Source organism: Pedobacter glucosidilyticus DSM 23534, assembly GCF_000425145.1.
In the GTDB taxonomy this organism is placed as follows: Bacteria; Bacteroidota; Bacteroidia; order Sphingobacteriales; family Sphingobacteriaceae; genus Pseudopedobacter; species Pseudopedobacter glucosidilyticus.
In genome coordinates, this window is sequence record NZ_AULF01000006.1 from 99148 (window position 1) to 118183 (window position 19036).

Genomic DNA, 19036 nt, shown 5'->3' on the forward strand with positions numbered 1-19036 from the left:
ATCCTCCTTTAATCCCTAAAAGGGTATTAAATTTTATAGTTTATTAAATAAATCAAATCCTACAATTACAATTGCTGTAATTACAATATTAGCAATAGCAAGCGGAATTAATACTTTCCACCCTAAATCCATTAACTGATCATAACGGAAACGCGGTACTGTCCAACGTACCCACATGAAAAAGAAAATGAAAGCTATAATCTTGAAGAACATAACACCAACTCCAATCAAAGGACTCCAAGTTGGGCCTAAAGCTTGGTTTACAGCATCCATACCTGGATAGTTATAACCTCCAAAATACAACACTGCCATCACTACAGAAGACACAAACATATTGATGTATTCTGCAAACATATAGGCTCCCATTTTGAAAGCTGAATATTCTGTTTGGTAACCTCCAATTAATTCTGTCTCACACTCTGGTAAGTCAAAAGGTACACGGTTGGTTTCTGCAAAAGCGCAAATCAGGAATATTAAAAATCCGAGAGGCTGATAAAGAACATTCCAGTGCCAGCCATGTTGTTGTGCTGCAATTTCTTTAAATGAAAGTGTGTTGGTAACCATTAAAAGTGCAATGATAGAAAGTCCCATCGCAATTTCATAGCTGATATTTTGTGATGCACCACGTATAGCACCCATTAAAGAGTACTTGTTGTTTGATGCCCATCCACCAATCATGATACCATAAACACCTAAAGAAACAACTCCAAAAATGTATAAAATACCAACATTAATATCGGTTACTTGTAAAGGAACAACTCTTCCAAATATTTCAATATTTTGTCCAAAAGGAATAACCGCTGTACCTAAAAAAGACACTAAAAGTGCTAAAGATGGTCCTGCAATAAATAGATATTTATTTGCCCCACTAGGGATAATCTCTTCTTTAAAGAACATCTTTCCACCATCAGCCAAAGGTTGTAATAAACCAAAGGGACCGGCTCTGTTTGGCCCAACTCTATCTTGTAACCAAGCAGCAACTTTACGCTCTGCCCAAGTAGAATAAGCCGCAATAGTTAGCGTTAGTACAAACAATACTAAAACCAAAGCTGTCTTTTCTATTAAAAATTCTAGTTCCATTAAAATTTAGTTGCTCTTTCGAATTGTTCTTTATTTGCTTGCATCAACTCCGGATTTTTCTTAATTACCGGTAAAGGTTGTAGCGTATCGTAATGGTTCGCATTAATAACTGATTGTCTTGATACCTGTCTTGGTCCTTCAATTACCCAATCGTTTGTGCTTTTCTTATCAAAACGGCAAGTATTACAAATAAACTCTTCTACCTCGCCATAAACATCTTTTCTTGCTGTTACCCTTAACACTTCTTCACCTTTGTACCACAAAGTAACTTTTCCTGAACAAGTAGGGCAATCTCTGTGTGCTTCCACAGGTTTTGTAAACCAAACCCTATTTTTAAAACGGAAAGTTTTGTCTGTTAAAGCACCTACAGGGCAAACATCAATCACGTTACCAGAGAAATCATTGTCAATAGCTTTCTCTATATAAGTAGAAATTTCTGCATGGTCTCCTCTGCCTAAAACTCCATGAACACGATTATTGGTAATTTGATCTGCCGTAAACACACAACGGTAGCATAAAATACAACGGTTCATGTGTAGTTGAATTTTATCGCCAATATCTACACGGTCAAAAGTTCTTCTGTCAAACTCATAACGTGTGGTAGCTGCACCATGCTCATAACTTAAATCTTGTAGATGGCATTCCCCCGCTTGATCGCAAATTGGGCAATCCAAAGGGTGATTAATCAGTAGCATTTCTACCACACCTTTTCTGGCTTCAATTACTTCTGGTGAAGTAATATTTTGCACCTCCATACCATCCATTACAGTGGTTCTGCAACTTGCTACCAGCTTAGGCATAGGTCTAGGGTCTTTTTCAGAACCTTTACTCACCTTAACCAAACAAGTCCGGCATTTACCACCACTACCCTCTAGTTTAGAGTAATAACACATTGCGGGAGGCACTATATCTCCACCTATCTGCCTTGCAGCATTTAGGATAGAGGTTCCTGGCTCTACTTCAACGGGAATTCCGTCTATCGTAACTTTAATTTTATCAGACAATTTTAAAAATTTAAAATGTTCAATTAAATCTATTTTTCTTCTTGGGCGTATCCCTTAAAGGGTCGGGCTTTCCGCTGTATCTTTTTTGTCTTATCCTTCGACTCCGCTCAGGATGACAAAAAAGGATGCCGCTTCAATCCCTCACGCAAACCTATCTTTTTAAAAAAAGATACACTTAAAAAGTGTAATCGTTTCTTAAGCTTCTTCCGCTATTTCTATAGGATCAGCATAACGGGCTAATCCATAATTTCTTTCTAAAGCTAATTTTGGCTCTTTAACATGCCATTCAAACTCATCTCTAAAATGACGAATAGCACTAGCCACCGGCCATGCCGCTGCATCACCTAACGGGCAAATGGTATTTCCTTCAATCTTTTTTGATACATCTACTAAAAGATCAATATCACTCATTTTACCATGACCATATTCTATACGATGTAGAACTTTTTCCATCCAACCTGTACCTTCACGGCAAGGAGAACATTGTCCGCAAGACTCATGGTGATAGAAACGACTAAAGTTCCAAGTATTTCTTACAATACATTGGTCTTCATCTAAAACTACAAAACCACCAGAACCCAACATGGTTCCTGTAGCAAAACCTCCTTCTGATAAAGACTCGTAAGACATTAAACGTTTATCGCCATTAGCTAAATTTAAGATTAAGTTAGCAGGCAAGATAGGTACTGATGACCCACCAGCAACAACTGCTTTTAATCGCTTACCGTTAGCTATACCTCCGCAATACTCATCAGAATAAATAAAATCTTCTACAGATAAGCCTAACTCAATTTCATAAACACCTGGTTTATTAATATTACCCGACGCAGAAATTAACTTAGTACCTGTTGATCTGCCAATACCAATTTTAGCGTATTCCTCACCACCTTCATTAACAATTGGCACTGTAGCCGCAATAGATTCAACGTTATTTACTACGGTTGGGCAGCCATACAAACCTGCAATTGCCGGAAAAGGAGGTTTAATTCTAGGGTTTCCTCTTTTACCTTCTAAAGATTCTAAAAGCGCAGTTTCTTCACCACAAATGTAAGCACCACCACCTGGTTGTACATAAATCTCTAAATCGTATCCAGAACCTAGAATGTTTTTACCTAAATAACCAGCAGCTTTTGCTTCTGCAATTGCTTTTTCTAAAATTCTTATTTGTGGCATCATTTCGCCACGTACATAGATATAACTGGTATTTGCGCCTAGAGCGTAACTACCAACTATCATCCCCTCAATTAAAGCATGAGGGATATGAGTCATCAAATACCTATCCTTAAAAGTTCCAGGTTCTGATTCATCAGCATTACAAACTAAATAACGAGGCACACCTTCTGGCTTAGCCAAAAAGCTCCACTTCATACCGGTAGGGAAACCTGCTCCACCACGTCCACGTAATCCCGATTTCTTTACCTCTTCAACCACATCATCAGAAGACATGGTTTTTAAGGCTTTCTCTACCGCTCTGTATCCACCTTTTTCTTTATAAACCTGAAAAGTGTTGATACCAGGTACGTTAATATGCTCAAGTAATAGTTTACGACCCATCTTTTATTAGCTATGAGATGTGAGTATTGAGTATTGAGAAATAAAATTCTCACAACTTAATCACACATCATTTTGAACCTTATATTATTTGTGATTATGAAACTTAAACGCCCGTGAAGGTCTCAAATCTCATATCTCAACACTCAATCTATTTATCTTTTAAATCCTCTATTAACTGATCAACAGATTCTGGAGTTAAATTCTCATAGAATGTATACTCTGGACCTATTTGTAAAACCGGAGCGTAACCGCAAGCGGCTAAACACTCTACACCGCGATAGCTAAATAAACCATCAGCTGTAACTTCTCCTTCTTTTACGCCAAGCTTTTCGCCTATATAATCCATTATTTTTTCTGCACCAACTAAACAACATGGTCCAGTACGACAAACCTCTAACACGTATTTACCTTGAGGTTTTAGGAAAAACATGGTGTAGAAAGTAGCTACCTCATAAACTTCTATAGGTTGTATGTTTAGGTATTCTGCCACTTTATCCATGGCGGCTGAACTTAACCAACCATAAACCGCTTGTACTTCATGTAAAATTGGTAGCAAAGCAGATTTACTTCTTCCTTCTGGATAACGGCTAACAATTTCATCAAACTTTGAAATCAATGCTGATGAAAATTCTACCGCTTGTACTTCTTCAACTCTAAGCATCTAACTCTCCCGCTATAATGTTTAAACTAGACATGTTAATAATCGCATCAGACAGTAGCATTCCACCACTCATCGGGGCATACATTTGGTAATTTATAAAACTTGGTCTACGGAAGTGTAAACGGTAAGGAGTTCTTCCTCCATCATTTACTAAATAAAAACCTAGCTCGCCATTACCACCTTCTACAGCATGATAAACTTCTGTTTTTGGAGTTTCCACTTCACCCATCACAATTTTAAAGTGATAGATTAAAGCCTCCATATTATTATAAACCTGCTCTTTTGGTGGCAAGTAAAATTCTGGAACATCAGCATGGAAAACGCCTTTTGGCTCTTTTTCTATTTTCTCTAATGCTTGCTCTATAATTCTTAGGGATTGCCACATTTCTTCATTTCTTAGAATGAATCTGTCATAAACATCTCCTGTGGTACCTACTGGAATTTCAAAATCAAAATCTTGGTAAGAAGCATAAGGTTCATTTACACGAACATCATAATCAACACCTGTAGCTCTTAGAATTGGGCCGCTCCAACTGTAGCTCATGGCTACTTCTGGGCTAACTGCACCAACACCCGATGTTCTTTCGATAAATATTCTGTTACGGTTAAACAACGCTTCAAATTCTTTTAGAATTGGAGGGAAGTTTTTAATAAACTTCTTGATTTTTTGGAAGGTTATCTCATTAAAATCACGTTCAAAACCACCTATTCTACCAATGTTAGTAGTTAAACGAGCTCCGCATACTTCCTCAAAAATCTCATAAATATGCTCACGTTCTTCCATCAAGTATAAGAAACCAGAGAAAGCACCTGTATCTACACCCAAAATACCGTTACATATTAAATGGTCTGCAATGCGGCTTAGCTCCATCACGATAACCCTCATGTAGTCTACTCTTTTAGGGGTTTTGATATCTAAAAGTTTTTCAACTGTCATGTGCCATCCCATATTATTAATAGGAGATGAGCAATAGTTTAATCTATCGGTAAGGGTGGTGATTTGATAAAAAGGGCGATGCTCTGCTATTTTTTCAAAAGCCCTATGGATATAGCCTATAGTAGAAACACCACTTACAATACGTTCTCCATCCATCTGCAACACGTTCTGGAAAACACCGTGTGTTGCAGGATGTGTTGGCCCTAGGTTGAGCGTGGTTAACTCGCCTTGTGGGTCGTTATCTGTATATACCGGACGGTTCGGAGTTATTTCTGTAATAAAATTGCCCATGATTTAGCTTATCGTCCAAAAAAATAATCTTTCTTATCTACCCTGTTAGGGTCTTCCAAAGGATACTCTCTTCTCATTGGAAATACCGTCATATCATCTACATTCAAGATTCTTCTTAAATCTGGATGACCGGTAAACTGGATTCCAAAAAAGTCAAAAGTTTCACGTTCCATCCAATTAGCTCCATCCCATAACAAAGTTGCGGTAGGAATTGTTGGGTCTGAAACAGGAAGAAATACTTTTATCCTAATTCTAACATTGTTGTAAAAGCTATGTAAATGATAAATCACACCTAAAGCATTTTCCTTTTCGGGATAATGAATAGCCGTAATATCAGTTAAGTAATTAAATTTCAGTTCTTCATCATTTTTTAAAAATGCTAAAAGGTCTGAAATTACTGTTCTTGTAGCTTCAAAAGTTAATAAACCATAAGGCTCTGATATGGCAGAGATTTGCTCGCCATACTTAGCTGTTAGTTTTTCTATTAAATGCTGATTTGAAATCTTGCCCATTACTGGATTCCGTATTTAGCTAATAATTGTGCGTACTCAGGAGAATTTCTTCTTCTTAAAGATTCATTTTTAACCAACTCCTGTATTTTATTGAAACCATCAATGATAGCCTCTGGTCTTGGCGGACAGCCAGGTACATAAACGTCTACTGGTATAATTTCATCAATACCTTGTAAAACAGAATAAGTATCAAAAATACCACCGCTAGATGCGCAAGCACCAACAGATATTACCCAACGCGGCTCTGCCATTTGTATATAAACCTGCTTTAAAACAGGAGCCATTTTTTTTGCTATGGTACCCATTACCATTAATAAATCTGCTTGACGAGGAGAAAAAGAAGGTCTTTCTGATCCAAATCTTGAAAAATCATAATGAGAGCCCATGGTTGCCATAAACTCGATTCCGCAACAAGATGTAGCAAAAGGTAGAGGCCACAACGAGTGAGAACGAGCCAGACCAATTACTTTATCCAGTGAAGTAGCAAAGAATCCTGATCCTTCTACTCCTGCAGGTGCTTCAACAATATTAATTTCACTCATAACTGTATCCCTTTTCTTAGAAAACTAAAAAGGCTCACTGATGTTTCAGTAAGCCGCAAATTTATTAAGATTTAAACTAAACGAAGCTGATTATGCTTATTTAGAATAATTCTACTTAATCCCACTCTAGGGCTTTCTTTTTAATCACATAAATGAAGCCTAAAAGTAATGTTCCCATAAAAATAAACATTTCAATTAGTCCGTTAAGACCAAATTCTCTAAAGTTTACTGCCCACGGATACATGAAAATAACCTCAACATCAAAAAGTACAAATAATATAGCTACTACAAAGTATTTGATAGAAAAAGGTTGACGAGCATTACCTATTACTTCAATACCAGATTCAAATGCTGTTAATTTAACATCGGTAGTTTTACGTTTAGGACCAATCAGGTGTGTAATTCCCATGGTTAAAGCCACAAAACCTAGCGCAACTAAAAGTTGCATAATGATAGGAAGATAATCTACAGGAGCACTCATAATTCTTTATTTTGGCGCAAATATAATGATTAATACAAATTGAAAAAGGGATAGTTTTATGCTACCCCTTTTTATTTTTTATGATTAAGATTTTAAAGCTTTTAAGGCATCCTGAATTTTTGCATTTCCTGGATCTATGGCCAGCGCTTTATCAAAATATTCTTTGGCTTTGGCTTTATCTTTAGTAATATAATAGCCACCATTGTAAGAGTAAGCTTCTACTAAATTTGTCTTATCTCTTTCTGTTAAAGCCACAGGTGGTGTTGCGGTTTGCTTGGCTAAAGTAAGTTCTATAAACTTATCATAAGCTGCCACCCCTTTTTGTGCAGCGTCTGTTGGATCTAAATAATACTCAACTCTCGCTAAATACAGGTAAGCATCAGCATTTTTAGCTTTCTCAGCTACATAAGTAAAAGCACTATCTGCAACTAATAAAGTCTTTTTAATTTGTGCAGTATCTTGAGGTTGCTTATTCGCTAGCTCTATAGCGTAGTAGAAATAGTTAGAGTATCCTAGATAAAACCAATCTGTAAAAGAAGCATTAGGCAGTTTGGAAATTTTCTCATAAAACTCTGCCGCTTTACCATATTTCTTGGCAACAAAATATGCTTTCGCAATGATACCTAGAACTTCTGTATTGGTAGTATCTAATTCATAAGCTTTTAAATAACTCTCTATAGCTAATGAATCTTGCTTTTTATTCTGATACGCTCTACCCAAGAAAACAAAATCAGTAGCAATTAATCTACTTTTATCAACAGAGTTTTGAAATTTAGAAAGCGTTTCAATAGCTAAATCGCTATTACCATTTTCTGATGCTGCGTAACCTAAAAACCTTTCAGCTAATTTATACTCAGGATTACTACCATTTTCGCTAATAAAACTTTTTGCTTCTTTTTCTAAAGTAACCCAATCTGTAGCATTAAGCAAAAATATCAAATATCTGTATCTTGAATCAGTTGAACGATCTGTTAAATCAAGATATTTAGAATACATATCCTTTGCTTTAGGTAAAAGTTCTGGTCTTTTAGCTGGATACTGAGAAGCCCAACGGTAATAGTTTTCTGCTAAAGCCCTGTAAGCAGGACCAAAATTAGGGTCTTTCTGAATAACACCATTTAATGTAGTTTCTGCTAGCTCAAAATTATAAGCCTTCGTCCAAATACTTGCAGTGTTAACATCAACAATTAATAAATCGCTTTTAATTCCGATGGCTCTCCTGTAAGCATCTGCAGCCTCACTGTTTTTATTTTGTGCTTTGTAAGCATTTCCCATAGCAACGTGAAGCTCAGGGTCATTATCTCCATATTCTTTAGCTTTATTAAACCACTCAAATGCTTTATCTAAATCTTGTGAGCCCTCGTAAGTATAAGCTTTACCAATATAGATAAACTCTCTATAATCCTTTTTTCTCATATCTGCGGTAGCTTTATCAAAATTTGCTTGTGCAGCTGATACATTTTTTGCAAAAAGATCCGTAGCTCCTAAACCTATATAGTTTAAAGAGAACTTTGGATTAGCAGCAATACCTTTATTAAAGATAATTTTTGCAGAATCAGGATTATTTAATTGCAAATACAAATCTCCGAAATAATAGTAATTCTCGGCATTTGTAGGTTGTGTAGTAATTAAATTATTAAAAATTGATTTTGCTTTTTGAAACTGCTCTGCAGTAACCGCTTTACGGGCATCTTCTAAACTCTGAGCCATAGTTACCGTTCCCCACGTTAACAAACCTATGACTCCGATCGCAACTCTCTTATTCATATTCATGATCTTCGTTTTTAATTATATGGTTCCTATTTTCTAATTATATACATTTATTTGTCTTGATGGCAAAGAATCTGGTGCTAAACCAGCTTTTAAAATTATTCTCTGACCTATATCGCTAGCTAAAAAAGCAGCAAAACCTGTACCTAAACCAGCTTTACCCTGACAATCTATTAAATACAAATCTCTTATTAAAGGGTAAGAACCTGTTTTTAAATTGCTTTGTGTTGGTAATAGATACTCGCCCTTGCTATTTTTTACCGCCATAAATTTAATTTTTTCTATATCTGCTACCAAATCTGGTGTTGGTCTTTTTATCCAACTTACACTTAAAACGCCTATTGCATCAGGATTATTTTTAATATACTGAATAACTTCTTTACTAGATTTTAGTGCGTACACATTATTATCTGGCAATTTATTAATTTTTGCTAGCTCCATTAAGTATTCTACAGTGCTAGATTTAGGATTATCAAATACTAAATCAATATTTTTATTAGATTTTCCTGACAAAATCGCTTTAATTTCATCTAAAGTAATTAAGCTATCTAAATTGTCTTTACCAGTAATAATAGCAATACCATCAGTAGCAAATTTAGTTGCTCTAATTTTTATTTTTTTATCCTCAAAATATTTGGCTTCGTTTGCTTTAAGTTCTCTCGGCAAAACCGCAATAGCTATACTATCATTAACAAATAAATCCAGAACCTCTTTTAAGGGCTTATACACCATTTTAATTTGAGCTCTTTTATACTGGTTAGAAAATATTTGGTGCTCATCATCTATAATGGTGAAAAGAGATTCGTCTGCTAATATCTGTGCTGTACCAAAGGTATAATTTTCTTCGCCTTGAGATTCAGGTGTTCTTTGTTGGCAACTTATCATAAGAACTGATAAGACAAGCGATAAAACTTTAGCTAAATTATTCATATTGTTGTTGCTTAATCAATCTTACGAATCTGAAAAAAGAATAAACAATTAAGAGTATGGCAAAGGCTATCTTCCAAACCTTATCAACCCCTATTAATAAGGGAAAATTTTCCCAAAAAATAATCATTAAGCCTAAAGCGAAGTAGACGCCAAACATGGTTAGGCCTAAAATGAACAGAAATCGCTTTGTGGGCGATTTCTGTCTATCTCTAAATTTTTGATATTCCATTATTCACTTAATCTAAACATAACCGGTACTGTGTAAGAAACCCTTACAGGTCTTCCGTTTTGCACTCCTGGTTTCCATGCTTTAGACTTTTTTAATACCCTAATGGCTTCCTCGTCACAACCTCCACCGATACCTCTTAACACTTTGATATCAGTTAAAGAACCATCTCTTTCTACAACGAAATTAACAGTTACTCTACCTTGTATGTTGTTCTCACGAGCTACAGGCGGGTAATTAATACTATTACCTAAATACTTGTAGAACGCCTCTAAGCCTCCAGGATATTCTGGCATTTGCTCAACAGTAGTAAAGATTTCATTAGTATCCTCTGTTACTTTTTGGTTAACTGGACCATCACCAAAAGTTGGATTCTCTATTTGAATATCAGCATCAGGATTACCTTTTAAGGTTTTTTGCCCTGGATCTGCTTTTTCCAAATCTTTAATGGTTGGTGGCTCTTCCTCTACTACCTGCTCATCCGGCTTTACAACAGGAGGCGGGAACCGTACCTGATCCACTTTAGGTGGTGGTGGCTCTACCGGAGGTGGCGGAGGTGGTGCCTTTTTATCAATTGGCGGAGGAGTAGCTAATACTACTTCTGTTTGTTGGAATATTTTATCTTCTTCCTCTTCACCACCGCTTAATAACTTGATGATGATTGGAGAAGAAATAGCAAGGATAAAAAATAATCCTCCTATGATCACAGCTTTGTTGGTATTTTTAGCATTTTCTTTACGAAGCTGGTAAGCACCGTATTCTTTGTTTCTACCTTCAAAAACTATGTCTATCCAATTCTGATTTAGGATGTCCAGTTTAGACATAATATTTTCCTTTTTTAATTAATAACGTGTTAATTGCGATGATATTTTAGTCTTTCAAAGCGCCTTGCTCTTTCATCAAATTTAACTCCTCAGGTTCTATCTTATTTACAATACCATAAGATGGAACACCCGCGATTTTAATTTCATCTAACAAATCAACAAAATTCTTGTAATTAGACTTATCTGTAGGTTTTAAAATCACCATTAATCCTTTTTTAGGATCTCCAGTTTGTGCCAAAACCTTTTTATTATTATCGATAAAAGCTTGACGAATTCCACTTTTTCCAAAGTTATCCACTGTTGGTGCGGTAGAACCCATAACGCCCATGTACCAAACAATTTTATTGTCTGATCCTAAAAGAACGGTCATTGTTCTAGAAGCCTTTACAGGTAATTCATCAGTTTGATCTTTATCTTTATCCGGCATGAACATATCCATTGCCTGTGGTTTAGCAAGGGTAGTGGTTAACATGAAGAAGGTTATCAATAAGAAGGCTAAATCCACCATCGCAGTTAAATCTACTCTGGTTGACATTTTTTTACTTCTTACTTTTTTGCCTTTCTTACCGCCACCCCCGCCGGAGGTATCTAATTCTGCCATTGCTGTAAGTTTTAACTAGTTAAGTCCCTCTAACGTGGTTACTAAACTAAATTTGTTAATATTTTGTTCTTGTAGTATGTCTACTACTTTCCTTATCGTAGGATATTCTTCATTAGAGTCTCCTTTGATGGTGAATCTCAGTTCTTGGCCATGAAGCTCTTTTGTTGCGTATCTGGCTTGTAAAATCCACTGGTGTAACTCATTATTCGTAGAATCCATAGGAATTCCTGGCTGATTTAAATTGTTACGCTCGGCACCATTTAAAGCAATAAATTGTTTCAAATTGGCCATTGGCACACCAAAAGACTCCACAAGCGCAAAACGCTTTTTCTCTTCTTCGGTGAAAGTAACTTTATATTCTTCAGCCATTCTCTCTAAAGCTCTCATCCTTACATCTTGACCAACAACTCCAAAAAATACTTTTCCTTGTCCTACAGTCAGCATAGAAATATCGCTATCTGGCAACTTAATAGTTACGGTAGAAGAAGGGGTGTCTACCGGAAGTGGTTCCGGCTGTCTGGCTGTTGCCGTCAATATAAAGAAAGTAAGCAATAGGAACGCCACATCACACATGGCGGTCATATCTATTGCGGTACTCTTTCTTTTAATTTTTACTTTTGGCATCTTCTTAAATTTTAATAATTAGTGTTTTACTTTATTAATACCATCGCTTTCAAATTTTAAAAGCGTGTATCACTAATTTATTATTTATGAGTTGCAGCGTAAGTTTGTACAATTGAGAATCCTGCCTCGTCAATTGAATAAGTTAAGCTATCAATTTTAGAAGTAAAGAAGTTGTAAGAAATAATAGCTAAAGTAGAAGTACCAATACCTGTAGCTGTATTAATTAACGCCTCAGAGATACCGTTTGCTAAAGCCGCTTGATCCGGAGCACCAGAAGTTGCCAACGCACCGAAAGCTTTAATCATACCCACAACTGTTCCTAACAAACCAGCAAGTGTACCAATTGATACCAATGTTGCAATTACAGTTAAGTTTTGCTCTAACATTGGCATTTCTAATGAAGTAGCTTCTTCAATATCTTTTTGGATAGCTAAACATTTTTGTTCTGTATCCATAGAAGAATCCATTTCTACTTCTTTGTATTTTAAAAGACCTGATTTAATTACCGCTGCAACAGATCCTTTTTGTTTGTCGCACTCAGAAATTGCACTTTCTACATTGTTAGAAGATAAAAACTGTTGTACTTTTTTAACGAAAGCATCAACGTTACCATTTCCTGCTGCTTTGCTGATTACAAAGAAACGTTCGATAGAAAATACGATTACCATTAAAAACATACCCATTAGGAAAGGTACAATAATTCCACCTTTATAAACCATACCGAAATAGTTTCCTGGAAGTGGGTGGTTAGCCGGGTCTCCACCTTCAAAGTTTGCTGGATTTCCCATAACAAATAAATAAAGTCCCCATGCAATAGCTATACAAATAACGATAGCTAATCCTGCGAAAATACTTGAACCGCCTGATTTCTCTTTCTTAGCTGTACTTGGTTTTGGTGCGTTTGCCATTTTTGTTTTAATTTTTAGTTTTTGAATTAATTTTTATGTGTGTTACTTGGTTTTATTTTATATAGATGAATAACAAATTTATCATTTATCCTTTAATATCAAATCTTTTGCCACATCATTTACGATTAAAATTTTGTTAACCTTCTTCAGCAGATTCTGGATTTCTATTAACGCAATTTTAAAAAAAAATTGTCCTCATGAGGACAATACAAATGCAATTAAAACTATTTTTATTTAAAAATGCAAATTAAGAACAAAAAATTAACATTAGCTTCATATACAAAATAGTAAATTATACAGTTTTACTAGTGTATATTATTAACAAGTTCTTAATGATTTCAATAATTCGTGTTGAAACTTGTAATTTTTTGGGGCTATCCGCCAATTCTTTTCACTTTATAGCCTTCTTTCAAAAGAATTTCAATTATTTTTTGCCTGAAGTCTCCTTGTACTAAAATCTCTCCATCTTTCACGGTTCCGCCTACGCCACATTTGGTTTTTAACATTTTACCTAACAAATTCAAATCATCATCATGACCTACAAAACCTGTAATTAAAGTTACCGCTTTACCACCCCTTTGTTTTTTATCCAGCTGCACTCTTAAATCCTGATGCTTATTTGCTAATGTTTCTTTTACTACCTCTTCGGGTGCTTCATAAACATGATCTGGATTGGTTGAAAAAACTATACCATCGAAGCTGTTGAATTTTTTAGACTTTTTAGTACTCATAATTTTAAACTAATAAAGTTAAAGATAAAGGCTTAACACCTATTACTATCTGCTTTGGAAAAAATAAAGGTTCTCCATCAATATGTACCGGACCATCTGTAGCTCTAGTGATTTTTATATCTCTACCTCTATAAATGTCAACATAATTAGAGGTATGGGTCAATTTAGTAAACATCCTGTATGCCAGCAAAGGAAACTTATAAACCGGAAACGGCTTTATCACACAAACATCTAATAAACCATCATTTAAGGAGGCAAAAGGAGCTATATGTGCATTATTACCATATTGAGAAGAATTAGCTACGCTTATCATAAAAGCTCTTTCTTGATAAACTTTTCCATCAACACTAATTTCATAAGCCTGCGCCTGGTATTGAGATATTTCTTTAAAGGTAGATTGTATGTATCCTTTAAAGCCCCTATTCTTATCTTTTGCAAATAATGCACTGATATGAGCATCAAAACCAATACCTGCCATATTGAAGAATTTACGCTCGTTGAAAGTTCCCGAATCTATCTTAACTGTTTTACAGGCGTTGAGTCTCTGTATAGCTTTACGATTATCAAGCGGAATTTTTAATGTACGAGCCAAACCATTACCAGAACCACAGGGGATTATGGCCATAGTTTTACCAGATGATTCTAAGGCAGATGCTACCTCATTAATGGTGCCATCGCCACCAACAGAGGCTACAACATCTATATGAGCAGCAACTGCCTCTGCTGCAATTTTGGTTGCATGTCCAGCATATTCCGTGAAAATGATTTCAGCATCATAGATGTCATGATCAAGATATTGATCTATGATTGATGGTATAAAGGTTTTAACCTGCCCTCCTGAAATAGGATTTACAATAAAAAGAATCCTGCTTCTCAAAACTTTAACCTAATTAAGTACATGGCTGCAAAGTAATTCTATTTTCTAAAAAAATAAAAATTGTTATATCTTTGCCACATCAGGTGGAATGATTTGAGACGCTTTTAAAGCCAGGATTGCAACCACGTAAAAAAGTGCTAAAGCCAAAATTGCTTTTACTATCAGCAGTCTTTTATCCTTCCTATTTTTTGAATAATTAACTTATTAAATATGCCTTATTTATTTACATCAGAATCTGTTTCTGAAGGTCATCCGGATAAAGTTGCAGACCAAATTTCAGACGCTTTAATTGATAATTTTTTAGCTTTTGATAAAGAATCAAAAGTGGCTTGTGAAACTTTAGTTACTACAGGTCAGGTAATTTTAGCTGGTGAGGTAAAATCTCAAACCTATTTAGATGTTCAAAAAATTGCTCGTGATGTGATTAGAAAAATTGGTTATACCAAATCTGAATATATGTTTGAGGCTAATTCTTGCGGTATACTTTCCGCTATTCATGAGCAATCTCAAGACATTAACCAAGGCGTAGACCGCTCTAAACCAGAAGAGCAAGGAGCAGGAGACCAAGGGATGATGTTTGGTTATGCAACTAATGAGACTGAGAACTATATGCCTTTGGCTTTAGATATTGCACACAAATTATTAATAGAACTTGCTGCTTTAAGAAGAGAAAATAAAGAAGTTACTTATTTACGCCCAGATGCTAAATCTCAAGTAACCATTGAGTATGATGACAATCATCAACCAATCAGAATTGATAGTATTGTGATATCAACTCAACATGATGATTTTGACGAGGACGAAGCTATGCTGGCAAAGATTAAATCGGATATGGTTCATATTCTGATTCCGAGAGTACAAAAGCAGCTAAAAGCCGAGCTTCAAGCTTTATTTAATACTCAAATTAAATACCATATCAATCCTACTGGTAAATTTGTTATTGGCGGCCCACATGGTGATACAGGTTTAACAGGAAGAAAAATTATTGTTGATACTTATGGTGGCAAAGGTGCGCATGGTGGTGGTGCTTTCTCTGGCAAAGACCCATCTAAGGTAGACCGCTCTGCGGCTTATGCTACCCGCCATATTGCTAAAAACTTAGTTGCTGCGGGTGTAGCAGATGAAGTTTTAGTACAGGTATCTTATGCTATTGGTGTAGCAGAGCCTTGTGGTATTTTCATCAATACATACGGTACTGCTAAAGTTAATTTAACGGATGGCGAGATTGCTAAAAAAGTAGAGCAAGTTTTTGATATGCGCCCTTATTTTATAGAACAACGCCTAAAATTAAGAAATCCAATTTACGCTGAAACCGCTGCCTATGGCCACATGGGACGTAAAAACGAAGTCGTTAAGAAAACTTTTATAGGTGCTAACGGAGAAGAGAAAACGCTTGAAGTAGAACTATTTACATGGGAGAAACTAGATTTTGTTGACAAAGTAAAAGCAGCATTTGGTTTAGCTTAAAGTGATTATAAATGACAAAAAGCCTTTCGTAAAAAAAATACGAAAGGCTTTTTTATTGTTCAACATCTACCATTTATTCTGATATTTCTTCTTCTAAACCCAACTCTTCTTTAAGTTGTTGCATAACGGCCTCGTCCTGCTTATTGGTTTTAATTTGGTCTTTATTTTTGTAATAATTGATGACAGAACTTTCTAAGCCTTTTCTGATTTTATAATAATTAATAGCTTCTTTGATACTAGCAGCACTTACATTTTCGCATTTATAGTTTTGTAAATTAAAGCTTACAGGTATAACCAAACTTGTTCCTACCTGTAGGTTTTGCCATTTACCACTCGTTAATTTTATCAGCCTGATGGCTTCATCATCTAAATCTATACCTAAGCCTTGCTCTACCTGTGGGTTTACTACATTCCCTTGCTCATCTAACTGAAATTTCACAAAAATTTTTCCTTCAATACAGTTTGATTTAGAAAAATCAGGATATTTCATGTTTTCATTAATGAAATTTTCTAAAGCAACTTTACCTCCTTTGAACGTAGGCACATCAGCAACAAAAAAAGAGCTGAGCAAAAGCAGTATGATATGTAAGTAATTCAAAATCATACTCATATAACGTTTAGAAAATGAAAATTGTTGTTAAAAAGAGAAAACCAAATTTGGATCGGGAATTTTAGTTAGCCACTGTTGTTTATCTGCAAAACGCACTACGCCGGGATAATCTCCATTTTTACCATCCATGCGACACATCAATTGGAAGTGTACGTGTGGAGGCCAAAATCCGTTTTCTTCAAAAGTACCCATGTGGCCTACAACTTGGCCTTTAATAAGCTCCTGGCCTTCTGCCATTTGTTCAATATCCTTTAAAGACAAATGGCCATAAAGCCCATAAAAAGTAAATCCTTCCAATTGGTATTCGAGGATAATGGTAGCGCCATAATCTCCAAAATTATTGTTAAAGCCAAAGCTATGCACCTTAGCATCCATAAAATTATAAACAGGAGTGTTTTGAGGTGCCCAAATATCTAAACCTAAATGTAATCTTCTGGCTTCGCTTTCATCAATACCAAAATGGGGGCTTCTGGCATAAACCGTACGATGCTCAAAGTAACCGCCTATACCATACTTAGCATTGGCTTTGGCTAATGTTTCATCTATATATTTCGAAAATAAAGCGGTATCTATTAATAAGGATGCCGTTAACTGTGTATTGGAAGCCGTAAAATCAAGCGGTAAAAAATCTGCTTTATGCTCATACTTAACTAACGGATAAAAATCCCTTTGATGAACTTTTAGTAGCTCGTTAATCTTATCAGCATTTGTAAGCATCCCAAACCTTTATTCTGTATCTTCTTCTTTGCTTATTTTGCTGAAAATTTTATCCATTCTATCCACATATTCGTTGGTATCATCTAAAAAAAAATCTAATTGAGGGATGCCTCTCACCTGATCTTTAATTTTCTTTCCTAACATATACCTAATTTCTGATGAATGCGTTTTGATAGTGTTAATAGCCAAATTTGGATTTGGAGCATTAAAAAAACTTAAGAAAACACGGGCCATTCCTAAATCGGCAGTAGCTCTAACTTTTGTTACTGTTATCATAACGCCAGGCAAAAAAGCAGCTGCATCTCTTTGAAAAATCTCCCCTAAATCTTTCTGTATTACTCTTGCAAATTTTTGTTGTCTTTTCGATTCCATGTTTTCTTAATTTTATTTGGATTTTACCCAACTCATCACCAGCTAAAAAGCCCAATACTGTTTCTAATATAGGAAATTATTATAGGGATAAATTTTTTCATTAACCGCTTTAACCCGGTGGTAAATAACATCCCTTAACTCGTCTACATTTTCTTTAGCTGTTGCCGATATAAATACTGCTGGACTGCTGTTTTTAGCCATCCAACTATTTTTAAATTCTGCCAAACCCATGGTTGGTTTTTCTTCATCCTCTACCTCCCAATCTTGCTCTACTTCTATAGGATTATAAGCATCAATTTTATTAAAAACCGTAATGGTTTCTTTATCTATGGCACCTAAATCTTTTAAAGTTTCATTTACGGTTTGCATATGATCTTCAAAATTTGGATGCGAAATATCTACCACATGCATTAAAATATCAGCCTCACGCACTTCATCTAAAGTAGATTTAAAACATTCTATTAAATGGTGCGGTAATTTTCTGATGAAACCTACCGTATCAGACATTAAGAAAGGTACGTTCTCTAATACTACTTTTCTAACAGTAGTATCTAAAGTTGCAAATAGTTTGTTTTCTGCAAATACCTCAGATTTCGAAAGCATATTCATGATGGTAGATTTACCCACGTTAGTATAACCTACCAATGCTACACGTACCAATTCTTTACGATTTTTACGTTGGGTTTCATTTTGCTTATCAATCTCTCTCAGGCGGTCTTTTAATAAGGATATTTTTTCTTTAATCATCCTTCTATCGCTCTCTATCTGTGTTTCACCAGGACCACGCATACCAATACCACCTTTTTGTCTTTCTAAGTGGGTCCACATCCGCGTTAAGCGAGGCAATAAATACTGTAATTGAGCTAGTTCTACCTGAGTTTTAGCTTGAAAGGTTTGGGCTCTTCGGGCAAAAATATCTAAGATTAAGTTACTTCTATCAAGCACTTTAACCTTCAACTCGTTTTCTATATTACGTAATTGCATCGGCGAAAGCTCATCATCAAAAACAACTATATCTATCTCTTCTGCCTTAACATAAGTTTGTATCTCTTCTAGTTTACCAGTTCCTACAAAAGTTGCCCTATCTGGCTTTTGCATTTTCTGGGTAAATACTTTTTCTGTTATACCACCAGCTGTATCAACCAAAAAAGCAAGCTCCTCAAGGTATTCCTTTTGCTGTAATTCTGTGGTTCCTGGGGTAATAATACCTACTAAAACGGCTCTTTCGGGCTTTGGTGCGGTATCGTAAAATTTTTTTCTCGCCATATTTTTTACAAAGATACAATAAGCAAGCCATTTCGAGGTATTTTAGGAGAG

General features: G+C 35.5%; 21 protein-coding genes. 1 reads left to right on the forward strand and 20 read right to left on the reverse strand.

The window, feature by feature from the left end; translation table 11 throughout:
• Positions 1 to 33: 33 nt before the first annotated feature.
• The 16 genes from nuoH to H510_RS0101950 form a co-directional block, all read right to left on the reverse strand.
• Positions 34 to 1080: an NADH-quinone oxidoreductase subunit NuoH gene (nuoH, locus tag H510_RS0101870; protein ID WP_026902755.1), complete on the reverse strand. Its 1047-nt coding sequence runs from the start codon at positions 1078 to 1080 to the stop codon at positions 34 to 36.
• On the reverse strand, positions 1080 to 2084 hold the full coding sequence (locus tag H510_RS0101875) for an NADH-quinone oxidoreductase subunit G (protein ID WP_026902756.1): 1005 nt from the start codon (positions 2082 to 2084) through the stop codon (positions 1080 to 1082). Before H510_RS0101875 ends, nuoH begins: the two co-directional genes overlap by 1 nt.
• A 195-nt stretch (positions 2085 to 2279) precedes the next feature.
• The gene (gene nuoF, locus H510_RS0101880) at positions 2280 to 3638 is read right to left on the reverse strand and encodes an NADH-quinone oxidoreductase subunit NuoF (RefSeq protein WP_026902757.1); all 1359 of its coding nucleotides are present in this window, start codon (positions 3636 to 3638) and stop codon (positions 2280 to 2282) included.
• 148 nt (positions 3639 to 3786) lie between these two features.
• Positions 3787 to 4299: an NADH-quinone oxidoreductase subunit NuoE family protein gene (locus H510_RS0101885; protein WP_026902758.1), complete on the reverse strand. Its 513-nt coding sequence runs from the start codon at positions 4297 to 4299 to the stop codon at positions 3787 to 3789.
• The gene (locus H510_RS0101890; protein WP_026902759.1) at positions 4292 to 5527 is read right to left on the reverse strand and encodes an NADH-quinone oxidoreductase subunit D; all 1236 of its coding nucleotides are present in this window, start codon (positions 5525 to 5527) and stop codon (positions 4292 to 4294) included. Before H510_RS0101890 ends, H510_RS0101885 begins: the two co-directional genes overlap by 8 nt.
• 8 nt (positions 5528 to 5535) lie before the next feature.
• Positions 5536 to 6039, reverse strand: a complete 504-nt coding sequence (locus tag H510_RS0101895) for an NADH-quinone oxidoreductase subunit C (RefSeq protein WP_026902760.1) — start codon at positions 6037 to 6039, stop codon at positions 5536 to 5538.
• Complete coding sequence (locus H510_RS0101900; protein WP_026902761.1) at positions 6039 to 6581, reverse strand: NADH-quinone oxidoreductase subunit B; 543 nt, start codon at positions 6579 to 6581, stop codon at positions 6039 to 6041. Before H510_RS0101900 ends, H510_RS0101895 begins: the two co-directional genes overlap by 1 nt.
• Before the next feature lie 115 nt (positions 6582 to 6696).
• Positions 6697 to 7062: an NADH-quinone oxidoreductase subunit A gene (locus tag H510_RS0101905; protein ID WP_036691593.1), complete on the reverse strand. Its 366-nt coding sequence runs from the start codon at positions 7060 to 7062 to the stop codon at positions 6697 to 6699.
• Positions 7063 to 7146: 84 nt separating this feature from the next.
• Positions 7147 to 8835: a tetratricopeptide repeat protein gene (locus H510_RS0101910; protein WP_036691597.1), complete on the reverse strand. Its 1689-nt coding sequence runs from the start codon at positions 8833 to 8835 to the stop codon at positions 7147 to 7149.
• A 33-nt stretch (positions 8836 to 8868) separates the two neighbouring features.
• On the reverse strand, positions 8869 to 9762 hold the full coding sequence (locus tag H510_RS0101915) for a PstS family phosphate ABC transporter substrate-binding protein (protein WP_026902764.1): 894 nt from the start codon (positions 9760 to 9762) through the stop codon (positions 8869 to 8871).
• A 228-nt stretch (positions 9763 to 9990) separates the two neighbouring features.
• On the reverse strand, positions 9991 to 10812 hold the full coding sequence (locus tag H510_RS0101925) for an energy transducer TonB (protein ID WP_026902766.1): 822 nt from the start codon (positions 10810 to 10812) through the stop codon (positions 9991 to 9993).
• Positions 10813 to 10858: 46 nt separating this feature from the next.
• The gene (locus H510_RS0101930) at positions 10859 to 11413 is read right to left on the reverse strand and encodes an ExbD/TolR family protein (protein WP_026902767.1); all 555 of its coding nucleotides are present in this window, start codon (positions 11411 to 11413) and stop codon (positions 10859 to 10861) included.
• Positions 11414 to 11428: 15 nt separating this feature from the next.
• Positions 11429 to 12037 carry an ExbD/TolR family protein gene (locus H510_RS0101935; RefSeq protein WP_026902768.1) on the reverse strand — a complete coding sequence of 203 codons (609 nt, stop codon included), beginning with the start codon at positions 12035 to 12037 and terminating at the stop codon, positions 11429 to 11431.
• 80 nt (positions 12038 to 12117) lie between these two features.
• The gene (locus tag H510_RS0101940) at positions 12118 to 12945 is read right to left on the reverse strand and encodes a MotA/TolQ/ExbB proton channel family protein (RefSeq protein WP_026902769.1); all 828 of its coding nucleotides are present in this window, start codon (positions 12943 to 12945) and stop codon (positions 12118 to 12120) included.
• A 374-nt stretch (positions 12946 to 13319) separates the two neighbouring features.
• Positions 13320 to 13676, reverse strand: coding sequence for a translation initiation factor (locus H510_RS0101945; RefSeq protein WP_051291002.1), 357 nt, complete (start codon positions 13674 to 13676; stop codon positions 13320 to 13322).
• A gap of 4 nt (positions 13677 to 13680) precedes the next feature.
• A complete protein-coding gene (locus H510_RS0101950) occupies positions 13681 to 14553 on the reverse strand; it encodes a diacylglycerol/lipid kinase family protein (RefSeq protein WP_026902771.1) in 873 nt (290 codons plus the stop codon).
• A gap of 210 nt (positions 14554 to 14763) precedes the next feature.
• Here H510_RS0101950 and metK point away from each other — a divergent pair, with 210 nt between their 5' ends.
• Entirely contained in the window at positions 14764 to 16020 is a 1257-nt protein-coding gene (metK, locus tag H510_RS0101955) for a methionine adenosyltransferase (protein WP_026902772.1), read from the forward strand.
• 73 nt (positions 16021 to 16093) lie between these two features.
• On the opposite strand, the gene H510_RS0101960 is transcribed toward metK, so the two are convergent.
• The 4 genes from H510_RS0101960 to hflX form a co-directional block, all read right to left on the reverse strand.
• Positions 16094 to 16624, reverse strand: a complete 531-nt coding sequence (locus H510_RS0101960; protein WP_026902773.1) for a TonB family protein — start codon at positions 16622 to 16624, stop codon at positions 16094 to 16096.
• A 33-nt stretch (positions 16625 to 16657) separates the two neighbouring features.
• On the reverse strand, positions 16658 to 17347 hold the full coding sequence (locus H510_RS0101965; RefSeq protein ID WP_026902774.1) for a peptidoglycan DD-metalloendopeptidase family protein: 690 nt from the start codon (positions 17345 to 17347) through the stop codon (positions 16658 to 16660).
• A gap of 9 nt (positions 17348 to 17356) precedes the next feature.
• The gene (rbfA, locus tag H510_RS0101970; protein ID WP_026902775.1) at positions 17357 to 17719 is read right to left on the reverse strand and encodes a 30S ribosome-binding factor RbfA; all 363 of its coding nucleotides are present in this window, start codon (positions 17717 to 17719) and stop codon (positions 17357 to 17359) included.
• 63 nt (positions 17720 to 17782) lie between these two features.
• A complete protein-coding gene (gene hflX / locus H510_RS0101975; RefSeq protein ID WP_026902776.1) occupies positions 17783 to 18985 on the reverse strand; it encodes a GTPase HflX in 1203 nt (400 codons plus the stop codon).
• Between the last annotated feature and the right edge of the window lie 51 nt (positions 18986 to 19036).